Raw genomic sequence first — 15,886 nt, forward strand, 5'->3', positions numbered from 1 at the left:
GCCCGCCCGCTCCGGTCGTATTACACTCCTTGCCAGGGCGTGCCCCGCGCGCGCCCGGCCTTGCAAGGAGCAACATGCTGGAAACCGCCGCGCTGGCCGCGGGCATGTCCTGGGCCAGCGGTTTTCGCCTCTACCTCGCCGTGTTCGCAGCCGGCGTACTGGCACGCCTGGGCTGGCTGGAACTGCCACCCGGGCTGCAGCCGCTGGAATCCTGGTGGGTGATCGGCGTGGCCGCGGTGCTGGCCGTGGCCGAGTTCATTGCCGACAAGGTGCCGGGCTTCGACTCGGTCTGGGACGGCATCCATACCTTCGTGCGCATCCCCGCCGGCGCGATCCTGGCGGCCGCCGCGTTCGGCCAGCTCGACCCGCAGTGGGTAGTGGCCGCCGGCCTGATTGGCGGCACGCTGGCCGGCACCGCGCATGCGGCCAAGGCCGGCACGCGCGCGCTGATCAACGTTTCGCCGGAACCGTTTTCCAACTGGGCGGCCTCATTCACCGAGGACCTGACCGCGACCGGCAGCCTGATGCTGGCATTCTTCCTGCCGGTGGTGTTCCTGGTCGTGCTGGTCCTGTTCCTGGTTGCCGCCGTCTGGCTGCTGCCCAGGCTGTGGCGCGGCGTGCGCCGGGTGCATGCCACGCTGCGCGGCGGCAGCGCGCGGCCGGGGCGGCCGGGACCTCCGTAGTGCCTGGCGTTCACGCCGGACCATTTCCCTGACTGTTTTTCCGACTGAACCGAGGCGCACCGGCGCCACGCAATCATCGAACAAATCACCGAACCACCGATGCCCCCCGAGTCCGCCATCGACGCCCCGACCACCAACGCCAGTCCCGCCGCCGGCGCGAGCGCCGCGCAAGCGGGCAGGTTTTCCGCCTGGCGCCAGGCGCTGCGCATGGCACGCCGCGACTGGCTCGCCGGCGAGCTTTACCTGCTGCTGTTCGCGCTGGTGCTGGCGGTGGCGGCGCTGTCCAGCGTCGGCTTCATGGCCGACCGCATGCGGCTGGGGCTGGAGCGCGATGCGCGGCAGATGATCGCCGCCGACGTGCTGCTGGTCTCGGACCATCCTTTCGACGCCGCCTTCGCGCAGCGTGCCGGGCAGCAGGGACTGGCGATGGCGCAGACGGTGACCTTTCCGAGCATGGCCACGGCCAGCGGCAAGCCGCGTGCCGCCGGTGCCGACGCGCCCAGCCAGCTGGCCGCGCTCAAGGCGGTGACCGACGGCTATCCGTTGCGCGGCAAGCTCAGGGTGACCAACGCGCCGGGCACGCCGGACGCGCCCGCCGAAGGCATTCCCGCGCCGGGCACCGTATGGGTCGACGAAGCGCTGCTGGGTGCGCTCGGATTGAACGTGGGCGATGTGCTGCAACTCGGCAGCAGCACCTTCCGCATCGACCGCATCATCACGCAGGAGATGGACCGCGGCACGGGCTTCATGAACTTCGCGCCGCGCGTATTGATGCCGCTGTCGGACCTTGAAGGCACCGGCCTGATCGGCTGGGGCAGCCGCGTGACCTACCGGCTGCTGGTGGCCGGCCCCGACGCCGCCAGTGCCGCGTACCAGAAATGGGCGCAGCAGGAGATCGGCCGCCGCAATCTGCGCAACACCCGCATCGAGTCGCTTGAATCCGGCCAGCCGCAGATGCGCGCGACGCTCGACCGGGCCGAGCGCTTCCTGTCGCTGGTGGCGGTGCTGTCGTCGATGATCGCGGCGGTGGCGATCGCGATGTCGGCGCGCCGCTACATGCAGCGCCATACCGATGCCTGCGCGGTCTACAAGTGCCTGGGGCTGTCGCGCGGGCAGATCCTGCGCGCGTTCGGGCTGGAATTCCTGCTGATCGGCGCGGCCGGTGCGCTGGCCGGCGTGCTGATCGGCTACGCGGCGCACTACGGGCTGCTGCTGTCGCTGGGCGGGCTGCTCAAGGTGTCGTTGCCGCAGCCGTCGGCGTTGCCGGCACTGGTGGGTGTGCTGGCGGGACTGGTGCTGCTGACGGGGTTTGCGCTGCCGCCGCTGCTGGCGCTGACGCGCGTGGCGCCGCTGCGGGTGCTGCGCCGCGATATCGGGCTGCCGCCGGTATCGGCGTGGGTCGCGTATGCGCTCGGCCTGGGTGCCTTCGTCGCTCTGCTGCTGGTGGCGGCGCGCGACCTGCGGCTTGGGCTGACCACCGCGGGCGGCTTCGTCGGCGCCGGGGTGGTGTTCGGCTTGCTGGCGCTGGGGCTGCTCACGCTGCTGTCGCGGCTGCTGCGCGGGCGCCTGCGCGGCGCGTCGTCGATGGGCTGGCGCTTCGCCCTGGCGGTGCTGGAGCGCCGCCGCGGCGTCACCGTGCTGCAGACCGTGGCGCTGGCGGTGGGGCTGATGGCGCTGCTGCTGCTCGGCATGACTCGCAATGACCTGGTCGATTCGTGGCGCAGCGCCACGCCGGCCGACGCGCCCAACCGCTTCATCATCAATATCCAGCCCGACCAGCGCGAGCCGCTGCGCAAGATGCTGGCCAGCGCGGGCATCGACGACCTGCTTTATCCGATGGTGCGCGGGCGCCTGACCCATATCGGCGAGCGTGCGATCCAGGCCGGCAGCTTCGAGGAAGGCCGCGCCCGCAATCTGGTCGAGCGTGAATTCAACCTGTCCTATACCGATGTGCTGCCGGAGGGCAACCGCGTGATCGCCGGGCGGTGGTCCGACGGCAGCGCCGGCACCGACGCCGGCGCCTCGGTGGAGGAGGGCATCGCCAAGACGTTGGGGATCCGCCTCGGCGACACGCTGCGCTTTGACGTGGCAGGCCAGGCGGTGCAGGCGCGCGTGACCTCGCTGCGCAAGCTCGACTGGGGCTCGATGCGGGTCAATTTCTTCGTGATCCTGCCGCCGTCGGCGATGCAGGGCATGCCCGAGACCTACATCACCTCGTTCCACCTGCCCGCGGCCAGCGCGGCGCTGGGCAACCGGCTGATCGCGGCCTTCCCCAACATCACGGTGGTCAACACGGACATGATCCTGCGCCAGATCCAGGACATCCTGGACCAGGTGATCGCGGCGGTGGAGTTCCTGTTTATCTTCACGCTGGCGGCCGGGGTCACGGTGCTGTACGCGGCGCTGTCCGGCGCGCGCGACGAGCGCATGCGCGACGCCGGCCTGCTCAAGGCGCTGGGGGCGTCGGCGGCGCTGGTGCGGCAGACGCAATACGCGGAATTCCTCGTGGTGGGCGGCCTGGCCGGCTTCCTGGCCAGCCTGGGAGCGATCGCGGTGGGATGGGGGCTGTCGCAGTTCGTTTTCGACTTCCCCTACCGCTTCAACGCGTGGATCGTGCCGGTCGGCGTGGTTTCTGGCATGCTGTGCGCTTTTGCCGGCGGCTGGCTGGGTCTGCGCGAAGTGCTGCGCCAGCCGGCGCTGGCGACCTTGCGTGACGCCTGAGCGGCGCCGCGTCCAGAGTGTGTGATGAGTACTGAATCCAATCAACAATCCGGCAACGCCGACGGCACCCCCGAGGTCACGGCGTTCGAGCTGGTCGGCGGCGAGGCGCGCGTGCGCGAGCTGGTCGACCGCTTCTACGACCTGATGGACCTGGAAACCCAGTTTGCCGGACTGCGCGCGATCCATCCGCCTTCGCTCGAAGGCTCGCGCGACAAGCTGTTCTGGTTCCTGTGCGGCTGGCTGGGCGGCCCCAACCACTTTATCGAGCGCTTCGGCCATCCGCGCCTGCGCGCGCGCCACATGCCGTTCGAGATCGGCATCAGCGAGCGCGACCAGTGGATGCGCTGCATGGCACTGGCGATGCAGGACATCGGCCTGCCAGAGGACCTGCAGCTGCGCCTGATGCAGGCGTTCTTCCAGACTGCCGACTGGATGCGCAACGTGGCGCGCTGAGGCGCCTCAATCCCCCTTTCTACTGTCAAAAAATCAATCCGCCCATGTCCGTGCAACTGCCTGAAGCTGCCTGCCGCGTGCTTGATTTCTGGTTCGACCAGCCTGGTTCAGCGGCCTGGAATACCGAGCGCCGGGCATGGTTCACCAAGTCGGATGACTTCGACGCCCGGATCCGCGCGCATTTCCTGTCTGACTGGCAGATCGCCAGCGAGGGCGCGCCGGACGACTGGTCGGTCACGCCCGAGGGCGCCTGCGCACGCGTGGTGCTGCTGGACCAGTTCCCGCGCAACATGTTCCGCAACGACCCGCGCAGCTTCGGTACCGATGCGCAGGCGCTGGCGCTGGCAAAACGCATCGTCGCTACCGGCATGGATCGCGCGCTGCCAACGGACTACCACCGCATGTTCTGCTACATGCCGTTCGAGCATTCGGAAGCGCTGGAAGACCAGCACGAGGCGGTGCGGCTGATGACGCAGCTGCGCGAGTCCAGTGGCGGGAAGGTGGATGTGGCGGAGTGGGCCGACAAGCACCGCGAGATCATCGCGCGCTTTGGCCGCTTCCCGCACCGCAACGCGGTGCTGGGCAGGCCGAGCACGGCGGAGGAACTGGCGTTCCTGCAGCGGCCGGGCTCGTCGTTCTAGGCGCGGCGGAATCCGCGCCGGGCGTCAGGTCAGGTATCAGGTCTTGTCGCGGGCCTGCTGCCACTTGTCGACGCGCACGCGCGGCGCGGCGGCCAGCTGGTCCAGCAGCGCGCCGGGCAGGTCGGCCACGTGCAGCAGGTCGGCATGCACCTGCTTCAGGAAGCCTTCCTGTACGGCATGGCCGAGGAAACCCAGCATGCCGTCATAGAAGCCGCCGACGTTGAGCAGTCCCACCGGCTTGTCGTGGTAGCCCAGCTGCAGCCAGGTGAAGGTCTCGAACAGCTCTTCGAAGGTGCCCACGCCGCCGGGCATGGCGATAAAGGCATCGGCACGGTCGGCCATCATCTGCTTGCGCTCGTGCATGTTGCGCACCACGTGCAGCTCGGTCAGGCCGCGGTGGCCCACTTCCTTCTGCATCAGCGCTTCCGGGATGATGCCGATGACGGTGCCGCCGTGTTCCAGCACCGCGTCGGCCACGGTGCCCATCAGGCCGACCTTGCCGCCGCCGTAGACCAGCGCCAGGCCGCGCTCGGCCAGCGTGCGGCCGAGCAGGCGCGCGCATTCGGCATATTCGGGGCGGTTGCCGGGGCTGGAGCCGCAATAGACGCAGACGGATTTCACTTCTTTTCCTTTGCCGCCTCGGCGGCTGCCTTGGACGCCGCGTAGTCGCGGGCCAGCTGATCGAAGGCCTCGCGCGCGCGGCCGCGCAGGTAGGGCGCGAGGATCGAGAAGATGTGGTAGCTCGAGCCGTGCAGGTAGCCGCGGATCTGCTCGGGATCGTTGTACTGGCGCGGATGCTGCACGAACTGGAACGACAGCCAGTAGGTGGCGATCACCACCATGTTGGTGCAGATCGCCTCGACCTGCTCGGGCGTGGCTTCCATCTCGCCGTCTTCCAGAAACTGCCGGCAGATCTCGTGCGCGAAGCGCTGCTTCTGCTCGACGATGCGCTTGAAGTTGGTCTCCAGCATCCGGTTGCGCGCCAGCAGGTCGTTGATGTCGCGATACAGGAAGCGGTAGTTCCACAGGAACTCGGACATGTACTGCAGGTAGCCCCAGCTTTCGTTCAGGGTCGCCTTGTGGTCGTCCGGCATCTTCAGGCGGCGCTCCATCTCCTGCTCGAAGCGCACGAAGATGGAGTTGATGATGTCGTCCTTGTTGCGGAAGTGGTAGTAGAGATTGCCGGGGCTGATCTCCATCGCTTCCGCGATCGTCGTCGTGGTGACGTTCGGTTCGCCGACTTCATTGAACAGGCGCAGCGAGACGTCGAGGATGCGGTCCCTGGTGCGGCGGGGGCCGGTTTGCGGTTTCGGTTCCATGGGCGTCCGGGCGATGGGTCGATCGGTGAATCGTGGCAGGGTAGCGATTATAAGCAATCGGCCCGGGCCACGGCCCGGCGGGCCCCCGGCTCGTACCTCGCCCGGAAAATCAGCCCGCCAGCGCCCGCACCCAGTGCACCACGTGGGGACCGGCAATGGCCAGCCAGGTGCCGCCGCACAGCACCAGTGCCAGCATCACCGCGGCGCTGCCGAAATCCTTGGCGCGCTTGGACAGGCTGTGGCGTTCCAGCGAGATCCGGTCGATGGCCGCCTCGACGCTGGAGTTGAGCAGCTCCACGATCAGTACCACCAGCAGCGTGCCGAGCAGCAGGATGCGTTCGACCACCCCCACGGGCAGCAGGAAGGCGCATGGCGCCAGGATCGCCACCAGCGTCAGCTCCTGGCGGAACGCGCTTTCCTCCAGCACCGCGTAGCGCAGGCCGGACAGCGAGTTGATGGCGGCGTGCCAGGCGCGTGCCAGGCCGCGGTTGCCTTTGTGGGGGTTCTGCTCGATCGTGTAGTCAGCGCTCTGGACTGCCGGCGGCCTCTGCAGGGGCGGATCGGACGGCAGTTCCGGATGGGGTTTCGGCATGGCTTTGCGATGCGGGTTGGGCCGCCGCGCCGCCGGGCTTGCCGGCAGCGAACGGCCGCAAGTGGGCCAGGAACTGCTCGGAGGCGGCGCGCCATGAAAACCGCTCGGCATGGGCTCGGGCCGTGGCGCGGTCGATGCGCAGCGCTTCCAGGCAGGCTTCGCGCAGGTCTTCGTGCATCACGCCCGCGGGGCTGTCGCCCAGCACGTCGATCGGGCCGGTGACCGGGTAGGCCGCCACCGGCAGGCCGCTGGCCAGCGCTTCCAGCAGCACCAGCCCGAAGGTGTCGGTGCGGCTGGGGAACACGAAGACATCAGCCGAAGCATACACCCGGGCCAGCTCTGGCTGGCTCAGCACGCCCAGGTAGTTGGCGCCCGGATAGCGCGCGCGCAGCGCGGAAAGCGCGGGGCCGTCGCCGACCACCCACTTGGAGCCGGGCAGGTCGAGCGCCAGGAAGGCCTCGACGTTCTTTTCCACCGCGACGCGGCCCACATACAGGAAGATCGGGTGCGCCGTGTTGAGCACGTTGGCGCGCTGCGGCGTGAAGATGTCGAGATCGACGCCGCGCGTCCACAGCACGCCGTGGCCGATGCCGTGCTGATGCAGGTCGTCGAGCACCACGGGCGTCGGCGCCATCACCGACTGCGCCGGGCCGTGGAACCAGCGCAGGAAGCGGTAGGTCCAGGCCAGCGGGATGCCGAAGCGCGCCTGCACGTATTCCGGGAAGCGCGTGTGGTAGGCCGTGGTGAAGGGCAGGCGCCGGCGCAGCGCGTGGCTTCGCGCGGCCAGGCCGAGCGGGCCTTCGGTGGCGATATGCAGCGCATCGGGGCCGAACGCCTCGATGCGCCGCCGCACCCGCGCCGACGGCAACAGCGACAGCCGGATCTCGGGGTAGGTGGGGCACGGCACCGTGCGGAATTCCAGCGGCGTGATCATGTCGACCGTGTGGCCCAGTGCCTCCAGTTCGCGGCGCGTGGACTTGAGCGTGCGCACCACGCCGTTGACCTGCGGTTCCCAGGCATCGGTGACGATCAGGATCTTCATGCAGCCTCCTAGGGGGCGTTGGAAGGGCAATGCGGATTCAGGGTTGCAGGGTCAGCATCAGCCCGCCACCGCGGCACGGCGCCGGCGGCGGGTGGCGGGTTCGGGCGGATCCAGCAGCGTGGTCCAGTAGACAATCTTCAGCTCGCCTTCCATGGTCTCGACCAGCGCCGACAGGCTTTCCACCCAGTCGCCGTCGTTGCAGTAGAGCTGGCCGTTGACCTCGCGGATCTCGGCCTTGTGGATGTGGCCGCAGACCACGCCATCGCAGCCGCGCCGGCGCGCTTCGTCGACCATCGCGGCTTCGAAGGCGCTGATGTAGTTGACCGCGTTCTTGACCTGGTGCTTCAGGAACTGCGACAGCGACCAGTACGGGAAGCCCAGCCGCGCACGCAGCCGGTTGAAGTGCCGGTTCAGCGCCAGGATCATCGTGTACAGCGAGTCGCCCAGGTACGCCAGCCAGCGCGCATGCTGCACCACGCCGTCGAACAGGTCGCCATGCACCACCCACAGCCGGCGCCCGGTGGCGGTGACGTGGACCGCCTCTTCGCGCACGGTGATGTCGCCGAAGGCCATGCCGTCGAACTGGCGCGCGGCTTCGTCGTGGTTGCCGGGCACGTAGATCACCTCGGTGCCCTTGCGCGCCTTGCGCAGCAGTTTCTGCACCACGTCGTTGTGGCTTTGCGGCCAGTACCAGCCGCGGCGCAGCTGCCAGCCGTCGATGATGTCGCCAACGAGGTAGAGCTGGTCGGATTCGTTGTGCTTGAGAAAGTCGAGCAGGTATTTGGCCTGGCAGCCGGGTGTGCCCAGGTGGATGTCGGACAGCCAGATGGCGCGGTAGCGGTGGACCTGATGCGGCTCGTGCGGATGGGTGTCCGGCTGCTCGCGCAGCGGCGCAAGTGCGGCGGCGTCAAGGCCCGGCGGCAGGAATGCGCTCAGCGGGGCCGCGGTATCCCAGCCGCCGCCGGAGCTGCGGCGCAGCCGTTGCTTCAGTTGCGCGGCCTTCGACAGGTATCCGCGGGCGGATCGGAGTGCTTGCACCATGGCAGTCCCGGTAGCGGCGATGGCTGCATTCAGCCAGCGCGCGATGACGGCGCCGTGACGGAAACATGACTGACTTGTGAAGCGTGGGAAACCGTGGCGCAAGCGGGACAGCGGCGCTGCTCTCGATGTCGCCTAGCGTCCGCGTGCCGACAGCTCCCGCAGCGCATCCAGCACCGCCTGGACCGCCGCCGGATGCCGCAGCAGCGACACATGGCCGATGCCCGACAGCGCGATATGTCCGGCGCCGTCGAGCCAGCCGGTGCAGGGCGGCCCGGCGATCGAGTCGTGCCAGCTGAACACCGAGATCATGCGGGCGCGCAGGCGCGGGCTTTCCTCGCGGGCAAGGGCGCGCAGCCAGGGGCTGCCGCAGCGCATCTGTGTGGCGTTATGCCCGCCGCCAAAGCGCGCCAGCGCGCTGCCGTGGTGTGGGGTGCCGAGGGTCACGATGCCGGCGCAGATGTCCTCGTCGCCAGCCAGCCGCAGCGCCGCGCGTGCCACCAGCCCGCCCATGCTGTGGCACACCAGCAGTGGCGCACGGCCGTAAGCCGCGGTCACGCGCCGCATCGCGCCCAGCAGCGCGTGCGCGTAGTCGTCGATATCGCCGAAGACCGGCAGCAGGTCGATCCCTTCGCAGCGGTAGCCCGCTGCCGCCAGCGTTGGCTGCATGTCGAGCCAGATTGCCTGCCCGCAGGCGTAGCCGTGGACCAGCAGCACCGGCGGTGCGTCGCGGCCGAGCAGGGCGGCGGCGGGCGGGGCAAAGGGCGCGCGGGCGCGGAACGGCTGCAGCCAGTCGAACATGCGCAGCACGGAGCGGATCTCGTTCAGGTAGCAGCGCAGCGCTTCAGGCAGGCGCAACGGGCGGCGGGTCGCGGCAAGTTCCGGCGGCGGCGCTGGCGGGCGATGGCCCGACGCCACCCACAGTCCTCGCACGGTAAAGGCGAAGGCGATGGCGATGCCGCCCGCGAAGGCGCCTAGAATGACCGCGACGCCGGCAGCGATCGCGCCCGGCCAGGGCCATCCCGCCAGCCGCACCAGGGCGGCGCCGATGCCAAGCGCCGCGGCCGCCTGCGCGCTCACCGCCAGGCGGCGGATGCCGGCGGCGCCGAGCGTCATGCCTTGGGCGTGCGCAGGTCCGCGAGCCGCGTGCCGGCGAGGCGGTCGTGCAGGAACTGCCGGCGCGGGTCGAGCCAGGCCAGCAGGATCCAGACCAGCAGGCCGGCGCACAGCACGCCGACGAACGGGCCCTTGACCAGCCCCAGCCAGTGCCCGAGCGCCGCCGACGGCGGCAGCCATAGCCAGGCCAGCACGTAGCGCAGCGCCGCCTGCGGCCAGCGCGGCGGTGCGCCGGCGGCGTTCTCGACGCGGATGCGCCAGGTCTGCATGGCCAGGGTCTGGCCATTGCGCTGCCAGAACCAGGTGAAATACAGGCCCATCACCACGAAGCTCCACAGCTGGATCGTCAGCGGACCGTCCACGCCGGCATGCCGCAGCAGCGGACGCAGCAGCAGGTAGCAGGCCGTGGAAGCGCTCAGCACGCCGAACAGCAATACGCCTTCGTACAGCATGCAGGCAAGACGGCGGCGCAGCGGCGGTGCCACGCGTACGGGAGCCGCGGCGGGCTTGGGGTCGAGGGTGGTGGCAGCGGGCATGTCAGGCGAAGAATGGCGGCGCAAGCGGGCGCGGCGCGGGCCGCGCAAGACAGCCATTATGCCAAAGGGCATGCCGGCCACCCGTCGGGCGGACGATTACTGGCGCGCCGTGCCTTCGGAGGTCGCTGCGGCCTCGGTAGCGGGTTCCGGGGCGGAGGCTGCTGTGCTGGCGGCCGCCGCCGTCGCGGCGCTGGCGGGGTTGGCTGCGGTGGCCGGCAGCGCGGCCGGTGCGGATGCCATAGCCGGCGATGCGGCCACGGCGGAAGCTGCCTGCACTTCGCTGGCCGGCCTGCCGGGCGCGCCGGCGGCTTTGGGATCGTGCCGGACCGCGTGGCCGGTGCCGCCCGGCAGGCGCCTGGTGCTCGGCAGCGCGCTGACGGCTCCGGGCCGGCTGGGCACGCGCTCCGCGGCGGCCAGCTTCTTCTTCTGCTCTTCCGGCAGTTGCTGGTACTTGTCCCAGGCCTCGGCCTTCTTCTCGGCCGGCAGCGCGCGGGTGATCTGGTAGTTCTCGCGCGCCAGCCGCCGTTGATGCGGCGTCATCCCGACCCATTCAGCCATGCGCGCCTGCAACCGGGCCTGTTCCTCGGGCGAGAACTTCGGGTAGCGCTCGGCGATGCGCAGCCACTTGCGGCGGTTCAGTTCGGGCAGGGTGTCCCACAGCGGCTGCAGCGGCGCCAGGATGCGCTGGTTGACCGGGCTCAGCTCGGACCACGCCGGTCGCGCGCTGGCTGCCGCGTGTGCCGGCGCGGCAGCGGAAGCGGCTTGTGCGTGCGCCGCGACTGGCAGCAGGCACCAGCCGGCGGCGGCGCCGGACATGGCCAGCAGCAGCGCGGCCAGCCGGCGGCGCAGGGCGTCGGGGCGGGACAGTGCGGGCGCCATGCTATTGCCCGCGTTTCAGGAAGACGTGGAAGCCCTCGTCGGCGTAGGCCGTGGGCGGCAGGTCGTCGAGCAGCATGGCCGCATCGACATCGGCCAGTTCTTCGACGCGCTTCTGCTGCTGCCAGTGATAGATGCCCGTCAGGCCGATGGCCAGCGCCACCAGCGTCCAGATCAGGCCCAGGCGGCGCAGCCAGGCACCGGCGCGGTGCAGGGGCGAGTCGTCCTCGTCGAACATCGGGACATGCGGTCCCGGCATGGCGAATTGCGGCACCGGCACGGCCACTTCGGCCTTCTTGCGCGCGAGCGCAATCCGGCGCGCGGCGGCGAGCCGTTCGGCAATGTCGGCCGGCAATGCCTCGGCACTGGCATCGAGTGCCGTGCGAATCTCATGGACGAACCGGCGTTCGCGGATATTTCTCTCGTTTATGCTCATAGTCGGACCCCCCGTGCGCGCAGGGCTTGCGCCAGAGTATGCGTGGCACGGGAACAGTGCGTCTTGACGCTGCCTTCGGAACAGCCCATGGCGGCTGCGGTTTCGGCAACGTCCATATCTTCCCAGTAACGCATCAGGAATGCCTCGCGTTGACGCGCCGGCAGGCGCTGGATCTCCTGCTCGATGATGTGCATCACCTGCGCGCGCTCGACCTTGTCGGCACTGCTTTCCGCCGATTCGGAGCCGGCCTGCGCCTCCAGCGTCTCCAGCAGGTCGTTGTCGTCGCCGCCGTCGCGGTCGTCGCGCAGGCTGGAAAACAGCGTGACCCAGGTGTTGCGCACCTTCTGGCGGCGGAACCAGTCGTGGATGGTGTTCTGCAGGATGCGCTGGAACAGCGGCGGCAACTCGGCAGCGCCCTTGTCGCCATATTTCTCGGCCAGCTTGATCATCGCGTCCTGCACGATATCCAGTGCCGCCTCGTCGTCGCGGACCGCGAACACGGCCTGCTTGAAGGCACGGCGTTCGACGCTGGCGAGAAAATCGGTCAGTTCCTTGTCGGTGGCCATTCAGGCGGATTGCGGCTTGATGTGCAGCTTGTTGCGGCGTCGATTGCTCAGCCTTGCCAATGTGCTGCGTACGGCCCGTAGCACGCGCAAGGTGCTGCGATGCTAGCAAAAAAACCTGCGCATGTACCATTTTGTATGGAGGGGAATACATTGCGCAGCGGGGAGACCGTCATCCGCCCCTGCGTAAAACCCTGATAAACCGGCGCAAAACAACCATAGACCGCGCTGGTGCATTGCAGTATCATCGAAGGTTCACACGACATCAGTGGTTGTCTCATCCGGCCGCTTATGAGGCGGTCTTCCATGCAGACGCGCACCGCTTGAACCCGAACCACAAGTTCGGCAGAGAGCATCCAAACAATTTTTTGCCGAAAATTGCAAAGGACTGAAATGAACATGCCCAGCGCGGAATTCTCCCACGCAGACAGCAATTCATCTGCCGCACCCGAAATGATCGGGGCGGAAATTCTCGTTCACGCACTTGCCGAAGAAGGCGTCGAGTACGTCTGGGGCTACCCCGGCGGCGCAGTGCTGTATATCTACGACGAGCTCCACAAGCAAACCAAGTTCGAGCACATCCTGGTGCGCCACGAGCAGGCCGCGGTCCATGCCGCGGACGGCTATGCGCGCGCAACCGGCAAGGTGGGCGTCGCCCTGGTGACCTCCGGTCCCGGCGTGACCAATGCCGTCACCGGCATTGCCACCGCGTACCTCGACTCGATCCCGATGGTCGTGATCACCGGCAACGTGCCGACCCACGCCATTGGCCAGGACGCCTTCCAGGAGTGCGACACCGTCGGCATTACCCGCCCGATCGTGAAGCACAACTTCCTGGTGAAGGACGTGCGCGACCTCGCCGCGACCATCAAGAAGGCGTTCTTCATTGCCTCGACCGGCCGTCCGGGCCCGGTGGTGGTGGACATCCCCAAGGATGTCTCGCGCAATGCCTGCAAGTACGAGTACCCCAAGTCGATCGACATGCGCTCGTACAACCCGGTGAACAAGGGTCACTCGGGCCAGATCCGCAAGGCGGTGGCGCTGCTGCAGAACGCCGAGCGCCCGTACATCTACAGCGGCGGCGGCGTGGTGCTGGCCAATGCCAGCGATGAACTGCGCCAGCTGGCGGCGATGACCGGCCACCCGGTGACCAACACGCTGATGGGCCTGGGCGCGTTCCCCGGCACCCACAAGCAGTTCGTCGGCATGCTCGGCATGCACGGCACGTATGAAGCCAACATGGCCATGCAGAACTGCGACGTGCTGATCGCCATCGGTGCCCGCTTCGACGACCGCGTGATCGGCAACCCGTCGCATTTCACCTCGCAGGCGCGCAAGATCATCCATATCGATATCGATCCGTCGTCGATCTCGAAACGCGTCAAGGTCGATATCCCCATCGTCGGCAACGTCAAGGACGTGCTGCAGGAACTGATCGCCCAGCTCAAGGCCAGCGACGTCAAGCCCAAGCGCGAAGCCCTGGCCAAGTGGTGGGAGCAGATCGAGCAATGGCGCTCGGTCGATTGCCTGAAGTACGACCGCAGCTCCGAGATCATCAAGCCGCAGTACGTGGTGGAAAAGATCTGGGAACTGACCCACGGCGACGCCTTTATCTGCTCCGACGTCGGCCAGCACCAGATGTGGGCCGCGCAGTTCTACAAGTTCGACGAGCCGCGCCGCTGGATCAATTCCGGTGGCCTGGGCACGATGGGCGTGGGCCTGCCGTATGCGATGGGCATCAAGAAGGCATTCCCGGAGAAGGAAGTCGTCACCATCACCGGTGAAGGCTCGATCCAGATGTGCATCCAGGAACTGTCGACCTGCCTGCAGTACGACACCCCGGTGAAGATCTGCTCGCTCAACAACGGCTACCTCGGCATGGTGCGCCAGTGGCAGGAGATCGAGTACGACAACCGCTACTCGCATTCCTACATGGACGCGCTGCCCGACTTCGTCAAGCTGGCCGAGGCCTACGGGCATATCGGCATGCGCGTCGAGAAGACGTCCGACGTCGAGCCGGCGCTGCGCGAGGCGTTCCGCCTGAAGGACCGTACCGTGTTCCTGGACTTCCAGACCGATCCCACCGAAAACGTCTGGCCGATGGTCCAGGCGGGCAAGGGCATTTCCGAAATGCTGCTCGGCGCGGAGGACCTGTAATGCGACACATCATTTCGGTCCTGCTGGAAAACGAAGCCGGTGCGCTGTCGCGCGTGGTGGGCCTGTTCTCGGCCCGCGGCTACAACATCGAGACGCTGACCGTGGCGCCGACGGAGGATTCCTCGCTGTCGCGCATGACGATCGTCACGACCGGCTCGGATGACATCATTGAACAGATCACCAAGCACCTGAACCGCCTGGTGGAAGTGGTCAAGGTGGTCGACCTGACCGAAGGCGCGCACATCGAACGCGAGCTGATGCTCGTCAAGGTGCGCGCGGTCGGCAAGGAGCGCGAGGAAATGAAGCGCACCGCCGACATCTTCCGCGGCCGCATCATCGATGTCACCGAGAAGACCTACACCATCGAGCTGACCGGCAACGGGGTCAAGCTCGATGCGTTCCTGGACGCGATCGACCGTACCGCCATCCTGGAGACCGTCCGTACCGGCGGCTCGGGCATCGGCCGCGGCGAGCGCATCCTGAAGGTCTGAGCCAGCGCCGCTCGCACAGGTTCAAGCAGTATCCCCCGGGCGGCGCGATCCGTGCGCACACGATGCGCACGAGGATGCCGCCCCCCTCATATAAAAGACAGAGATTGAAGGATTTATCATGAAAGTGTTTTACGACAAGGACGCCGACCTCTCGCTGATCAAGGGCAAGAACGTCACCATCATCGGCTATGGCTCGCAGGGCCACGCCCACGCGCTGAACCTGAAGGATTCGGGCGTCAACGTGACGGTCGGCCTGCGCAAGAGCGGCGCGTCGTGGAACAAGGCTGCCAACGCCGGCCTGCAAGTCAAGGAAGTGGCCGAGGCAGTCAAGGGCGCCGACGTGGTCATGATCCTGCTGCCGGACGAGCAGATCGCCGACGTGTACAAGAACGAAGTGCATGCCAACATCAAGGAAGGCGCAGCACTGGCCTTCGCCCACGGCTTCAACGTGCACTACGGTGCCGTGATCCCGCGCGCCGACCTGGACGTGATCATGATCGCGCCGAAGGCCCCGGGCCACACCGTGCGCGCCACCTACACGCAAGGTGGCGGCGTGCCGCACCTGATCGCCGTGCACCAGAACAAGTCCGGCGCCGCCCGTGACATCGCCCTGTCGTACGCAACCGCCAACGGCGGCGGCCGTGCCGGCATCATCGAGACCAACTTCCGCGAAGAAACCGAAACCGACTTGTTCGGCGAGCAGGCCGTGCTGTGCGGCGGCACCGTCGAGCTGATCAAGGCTGGCTTCGAGACCCTGGTGGAAGCCGGCTACGCGCCGGAAATGGCCTACTTCGAGTGCCTGCACGAGCTGAAGCTGATCGTCGACCTGATCTACGAAGGCGGCATCGCCAACATGAACTACTCGATCTCCAACAACGCGGAATATGGTGAGTACGTCACCGGCCCGCGCGTGGTGACCGAAGAGACCAAGAAGGCGATGAAGCAGTGCCTGAAGGACATCCAGACCGGCGAATACGCCAAGAGCTTCCTGCTGGAAAACAAGGCCGGCGCCCCGACGCTGATCTCGCGCCGCCGCCTGAACGCCGAGCACGAGATCGAAGTGGTGGGCGAGAAGCTGCGCGCGATGATGCCGTGGATCGCCAAGAACAAGATGGTCGACCAGTCGAAGAACTAAGCTCCGGTCTTCAGCACTGGGCTGCCTGATGGCCCGCGCCGCACGGCGGCGGGCCAAAGCCGTTCAGCGTTCCGTGCCTTGCCCTTC

General features: G+C 67.8%; 17 protein-coding genes. 7 read left to right on the top strand and 10 right to left on the bottom strand.

Features of this window, described 5'->3' with window-relative positions:
- Positions 1-74 precede the first annotated feature (74 nt).
- The 4 genes from VSR71_RS11660 to VSR71_RS11675 all read left to right on the top strand — a co-directional run bounded on the left by VSR71_RS11660 (position 75) and on the right by VSR71_RS11675 (position 4,498).
- Positions 75-683 (top strand): DUF4126 domain-containing protein, encoded by a 609-nt coding sequence (locus tag VSR71_RS11660; RefSeq protein WP_342914007.1) that lies wholly within the window; start codon positions 75-77, stop codon positions 681-683.
- Between the two features lie 99 nt (positions 684-782).
- Positions 783-3,404, top strand: a complete 2,622-nt coding sequence (locus VSR71_RS11665; protein WP_342914008.1) for an ABC transporter permease — start codon at positions 783-785, stop codon at positions 3,402-3,404.
- A 24-nt stretch (positions 3,405-3,428) separates the two neighbouring features.
- Complete coding sequence (locus VSR71_RS11670) at positions 3,429-3,857, top strand: group II truncated hemoglobin (protein WP_342914009.1); 429 nt, start codon at positions 3,429-3,431, stop codon at positions 3,855-3,857.
- A 44-nt stretch (positions 3,858-3,901) separates the two neighbouring features.
- On the top strand, positions 3,902-4,498 hold the full coding sequence (locus tag VSR71_RS11675; protein WP_342914010.1) for a DUF924 family protein: 597 nt from the start codon (positions 3,902-3,904) through the stop codon (positions 4,496-4,498).
- A 36-nt stretch (positions 4,499-4,534) separates the two neighbouring features.
- Here the strand turns inward: VSR71_RS11675 and VSR71_RS11680 are convergent, their stop codons facing one another.
- The 10 genes from VSR71_RS11680 to VSR71_RS11725 all read right to left on the bottom strand — a co-directional run bounded on the left by VSR71_RS11680 (position 4,535) and on the right by VSR71_RS11725 (position 12,019).
- Complete coding sequence (locus VSR71_RS11680; RefSeq protein WP_342914011.1) at positions 4,535-5,119, bottom strand: TIGR00730 family Rossman fold protein; 585 nt, start codon at positions 5,117-5,119, stop codon at positions 4,535-4,537.
- Positions 5,116-5,817 carry a TetR/AcrR family transcriptional regulator gene (locus VSR71_RS11685; protein ID WP_342914012.1) on the bottom strand — a complete coding sequence of 234 codons (702 nt, stop codon included), beginning with the start codon at positions 5,815-5,817 and terminating at the stop codon, positions 5,116-5,118. The genes VSR71_RS11680 and VSR71_RS11685 overlap by 4 nt, the downstream gene beginning before the upstream one ends.
- A gap of 109 nt (positions 5,818-5,926) precedes the next feature.
- A complete protein-coding gene (locus VSR71_RS11690; protein ID WP_342914013.1) occupies positions 5,927-6,409 on the bottom strand; it encodes a diacylglycerol kinase in 483 nt (160 codons plus the stop codon).
- Positions 6,339-7,451: a glycosyltransferase family 1 protein gene (locus VSR71_RS11695; RefSeq protein ID WP_342914014.1), complete on the bottom strand. Its 1,113-nt coding sequence runs from the start codon at positions 7,449-7,451 to the stop codon at positions 6,339-6,341. The genes VSR71_RS11690 and VSR71_RS11695 overlap by 71 nt, the downstream gene beginning before the upstream one ends.
- Before the next feature lie 57 nt (positions 7,452-7,508).
- The gene (locus tag VSR71_RS11700) at positions 7,509-8,492 is read right to left on the bottom strand and encodes a UDP-2,3-diacylglucosamine diphosphatase (RefSeq protein WP_342914015.1); all 984 of its coding nucleotides are present in this window, start codon (positions 8,490-8,492) and stop codon (positions 7,509-7,511) included.
- 132 nt (positions 8,493-8,624) lie between these two features.
- Positions 8,625-9,605, bottom strand: coding sequence for a lipase family alpha/beta hydrolase (locus tag VSR71_RS11705; RefSeq protein ID WP_342914016.1), 981 nt, complete (start codon positions 9,603-9,605; stop codon positions 8,625-8,627).
- The gene (locus VSR71_RS11710; RefSeq protein ID WP_342914017.1) at positions 9,602-10,141 is read right to left on the bottom strand and encodes an RDD family protein; all 540 of its coding nucleotides are present in this window, start codon (positions 10,139-10,141) and stop codon (positions 9,602-9,604) included. The genes VSR71_RS11705 and VSR71_RS11710 overlap by 4 nt, the downstream gene beginning before the upstream one ends.
- A gap of 96 nt (positions 10,142-10,237) precedes the next feature.
- A complete protein-coding gene (locus tag VSR71_RS11715) occupies positions 10,238-11,020 on the bottom strand; it encodes a DUF3106 domain-containing protein (RefSeq protein WP_342914018.1) in 783 nt (260 codons plus the stop codon).
- 1 nt (position 11,021) lies between these two features.
- Entirely contained in the window at positions 11,022-11,453 is a 432-nt protein-coding gene (locus VSR71_RS11720) for a DUF3619 family protein (protein ID WP_342914019.1), read from the bottom strand.
- On the bottom strand, positions 11,450-12,019 hold the full coding sequence (locus VSR71_RS11725; protein ID WP_342914020.1) for an RNA polymerase sigma factor: 570 nt from the start codon (positions 12,017-12,019) through the stop codon (positions 11,450-11,452). The genes VSR71_RS11720 and VSR71_RS11725 overlap by 4 nt, the downstream gene beginning before the upstream one ends.
- Positions 12,020-12,409: 390 nt before the next feature.
- On the opposite strand from VSR71_RS11725, the gene VSR71_RS11730 reads away from it, so the two are divergent.
- From VSR71_RS11730 to ilvC, 3 genes are all read left to right on the top strand, one after another.
- On the top strand, positions 12,410-14,173 hold the full coding sequence (locus tag VSR71_RS11730; RefSeq protein WP_342914021.1) for an acetolactate synthase 3 catalytic subunit: 1,764 nt from the start codon (positions 12,410-12,412) through the stop codon (positions 14,171-14,173).
- A complete protein-coding gene (gene ilvN / locus VSR71_RS11735) occupies positions 14,173-14,664 on the top strand; it encodes an acetolactate synthase small subunit (protein WP_116308864.1) in 492 nt (163 codons plus the stop codon). Before VSR71_RS11730 ends, ilvN begins: the two co-directional genes overlap by 1 nt.
- 118 nt (positions 14,665-14,782) lie before the next feature.
- A complete protein-coding gene (gene ilvC, locus VSR71_RS11740) occupies positions 14,783-15,799 on the top strand; it encodes a ketol-acid reductoisomerase (RefSeq protein WP_092314074.1) in 1,017 nt (338 codons plus the stop codon).
- Positions 15,800-15,886 lie beyond the last annotated feature (87 nt).

It is taken from the genome of Cupriavidus oxalaticus (assembly GCF_038900635.1).
Taxonomy (GTDB): Bacteria; Pseudomonadota; Gammaproteobacteria; order Burkholderiales; family Burkholderiaceae; genus Cupriavidus; species Cupriavidus oxalaticus_B.

Coding starts and splice junctions, on each gene's coding strand:
- VSR71_RS11670 (WP_342914009.1), top strand. CDS start 3,429: ATGAGTACTGAATCCAATCAACAATCCGGCAACGCCGACGGCACCCCC.
- VSR71_RS11715 (WP_342914018.1), bottom strand. CDS start 11,020: ATGGCGCCCGCACTGTCCCGCCCCGACGCCCTGCGCCGCCGGCTGGCC.
- ilvN (WP_116308864.1), top strand. CDS start 14,173: ATGCGACACATCATTTCGGTCCTGCTGGAAAACGAAGCCGGTGCGCTG.
- VSR71_RS11730 (WP_342914021.1), top strand. CDS start 12,410: ATGAACATGCCCAGCGCGGAATTCTCCCACGCAGACAGCAATTCATCT.
- VSR71_RS11665 (WP_342914008.1), top strand. CDS start 783: ATGCCCCCCGAGTCCGCCATCGACGCCCCGACCACCAACGCCAGTCCC.
- VSR71_RS11675 (WP_342914010.1), top strand. CDS start 3,902: ATGTCCGTGCAACTGCCTGAAGCTGCCTGCCGCGTGCTTGATTTCTGG.
- VSR71_RS11690 (WP_342914013.1), bottom strand. CDS start 6,409: ATGCCGAAACCCCATCCGGAACTGCCGTCCGATCCGCCCCTGCAGAGG.
- VSR71_RS11705 (WP_342914016.1), bottom strand. CDS start 9,605: ATGACGCTCGGCGCCGCCGGCATCCGCCGCCTGGCGGTGAGCGCGCAG.
- VSR71_RS11720 (WP_342914019.1), bottom strand. CDS start 11,453: ATGAGCATAAACGAGAGAAATATCCGCGAACGCCGGTTCGTCCATGAG.
- VSR71_RS11725 (WP_342914020.1), bottom strand. CDS start 12,019: ATGGCCACCGACAAGGAACTGACCGATTTTCTCGCCAGCGTCGAACGC.
- VSR71_RS11660 (WP_342914007.1), top strand. CDS start 75: ATGCTGGAAACCGCCGCGCTGGCCGCGGGCATGTCCTGGGCCAGCGGT.
- VSR71_RS11710 (WP_342914017.1), bottom strand. CDS start 10,141: ATGCCCGCTGCCACCACCCTCGACCCCAAGCCCGCCGCGGCTCCCGTA.
- VSR71_RS11700 (WP_342914015.1), bottom strand. CDS start 8,492: ATGGTGCAAGCACTCCGATCCGCCCGCGGATACCTGTCGAAGGCCGCG.
- ilvC (WP_092314074.1), top strand. CDS start 14,783: ATGAAAGTGTTTTACGACAAGGACGCCGACCTCTCGCTGATCAAGGGC.
- VSR71_RS11685 (WP_342914012.1), bottom strand. CDS start 5,817: ATGGAACCGAAACCGCAAACCGGCCCCCGCCGCACCAGGGACCGCATC.
- VSR71_RS11695 (WP_342914014.1), bottom strand. CDS start 7,451: ATGAAGATCCTGATCGTCACCGATGCCTGGGAACCGCAGGTCAACGGC.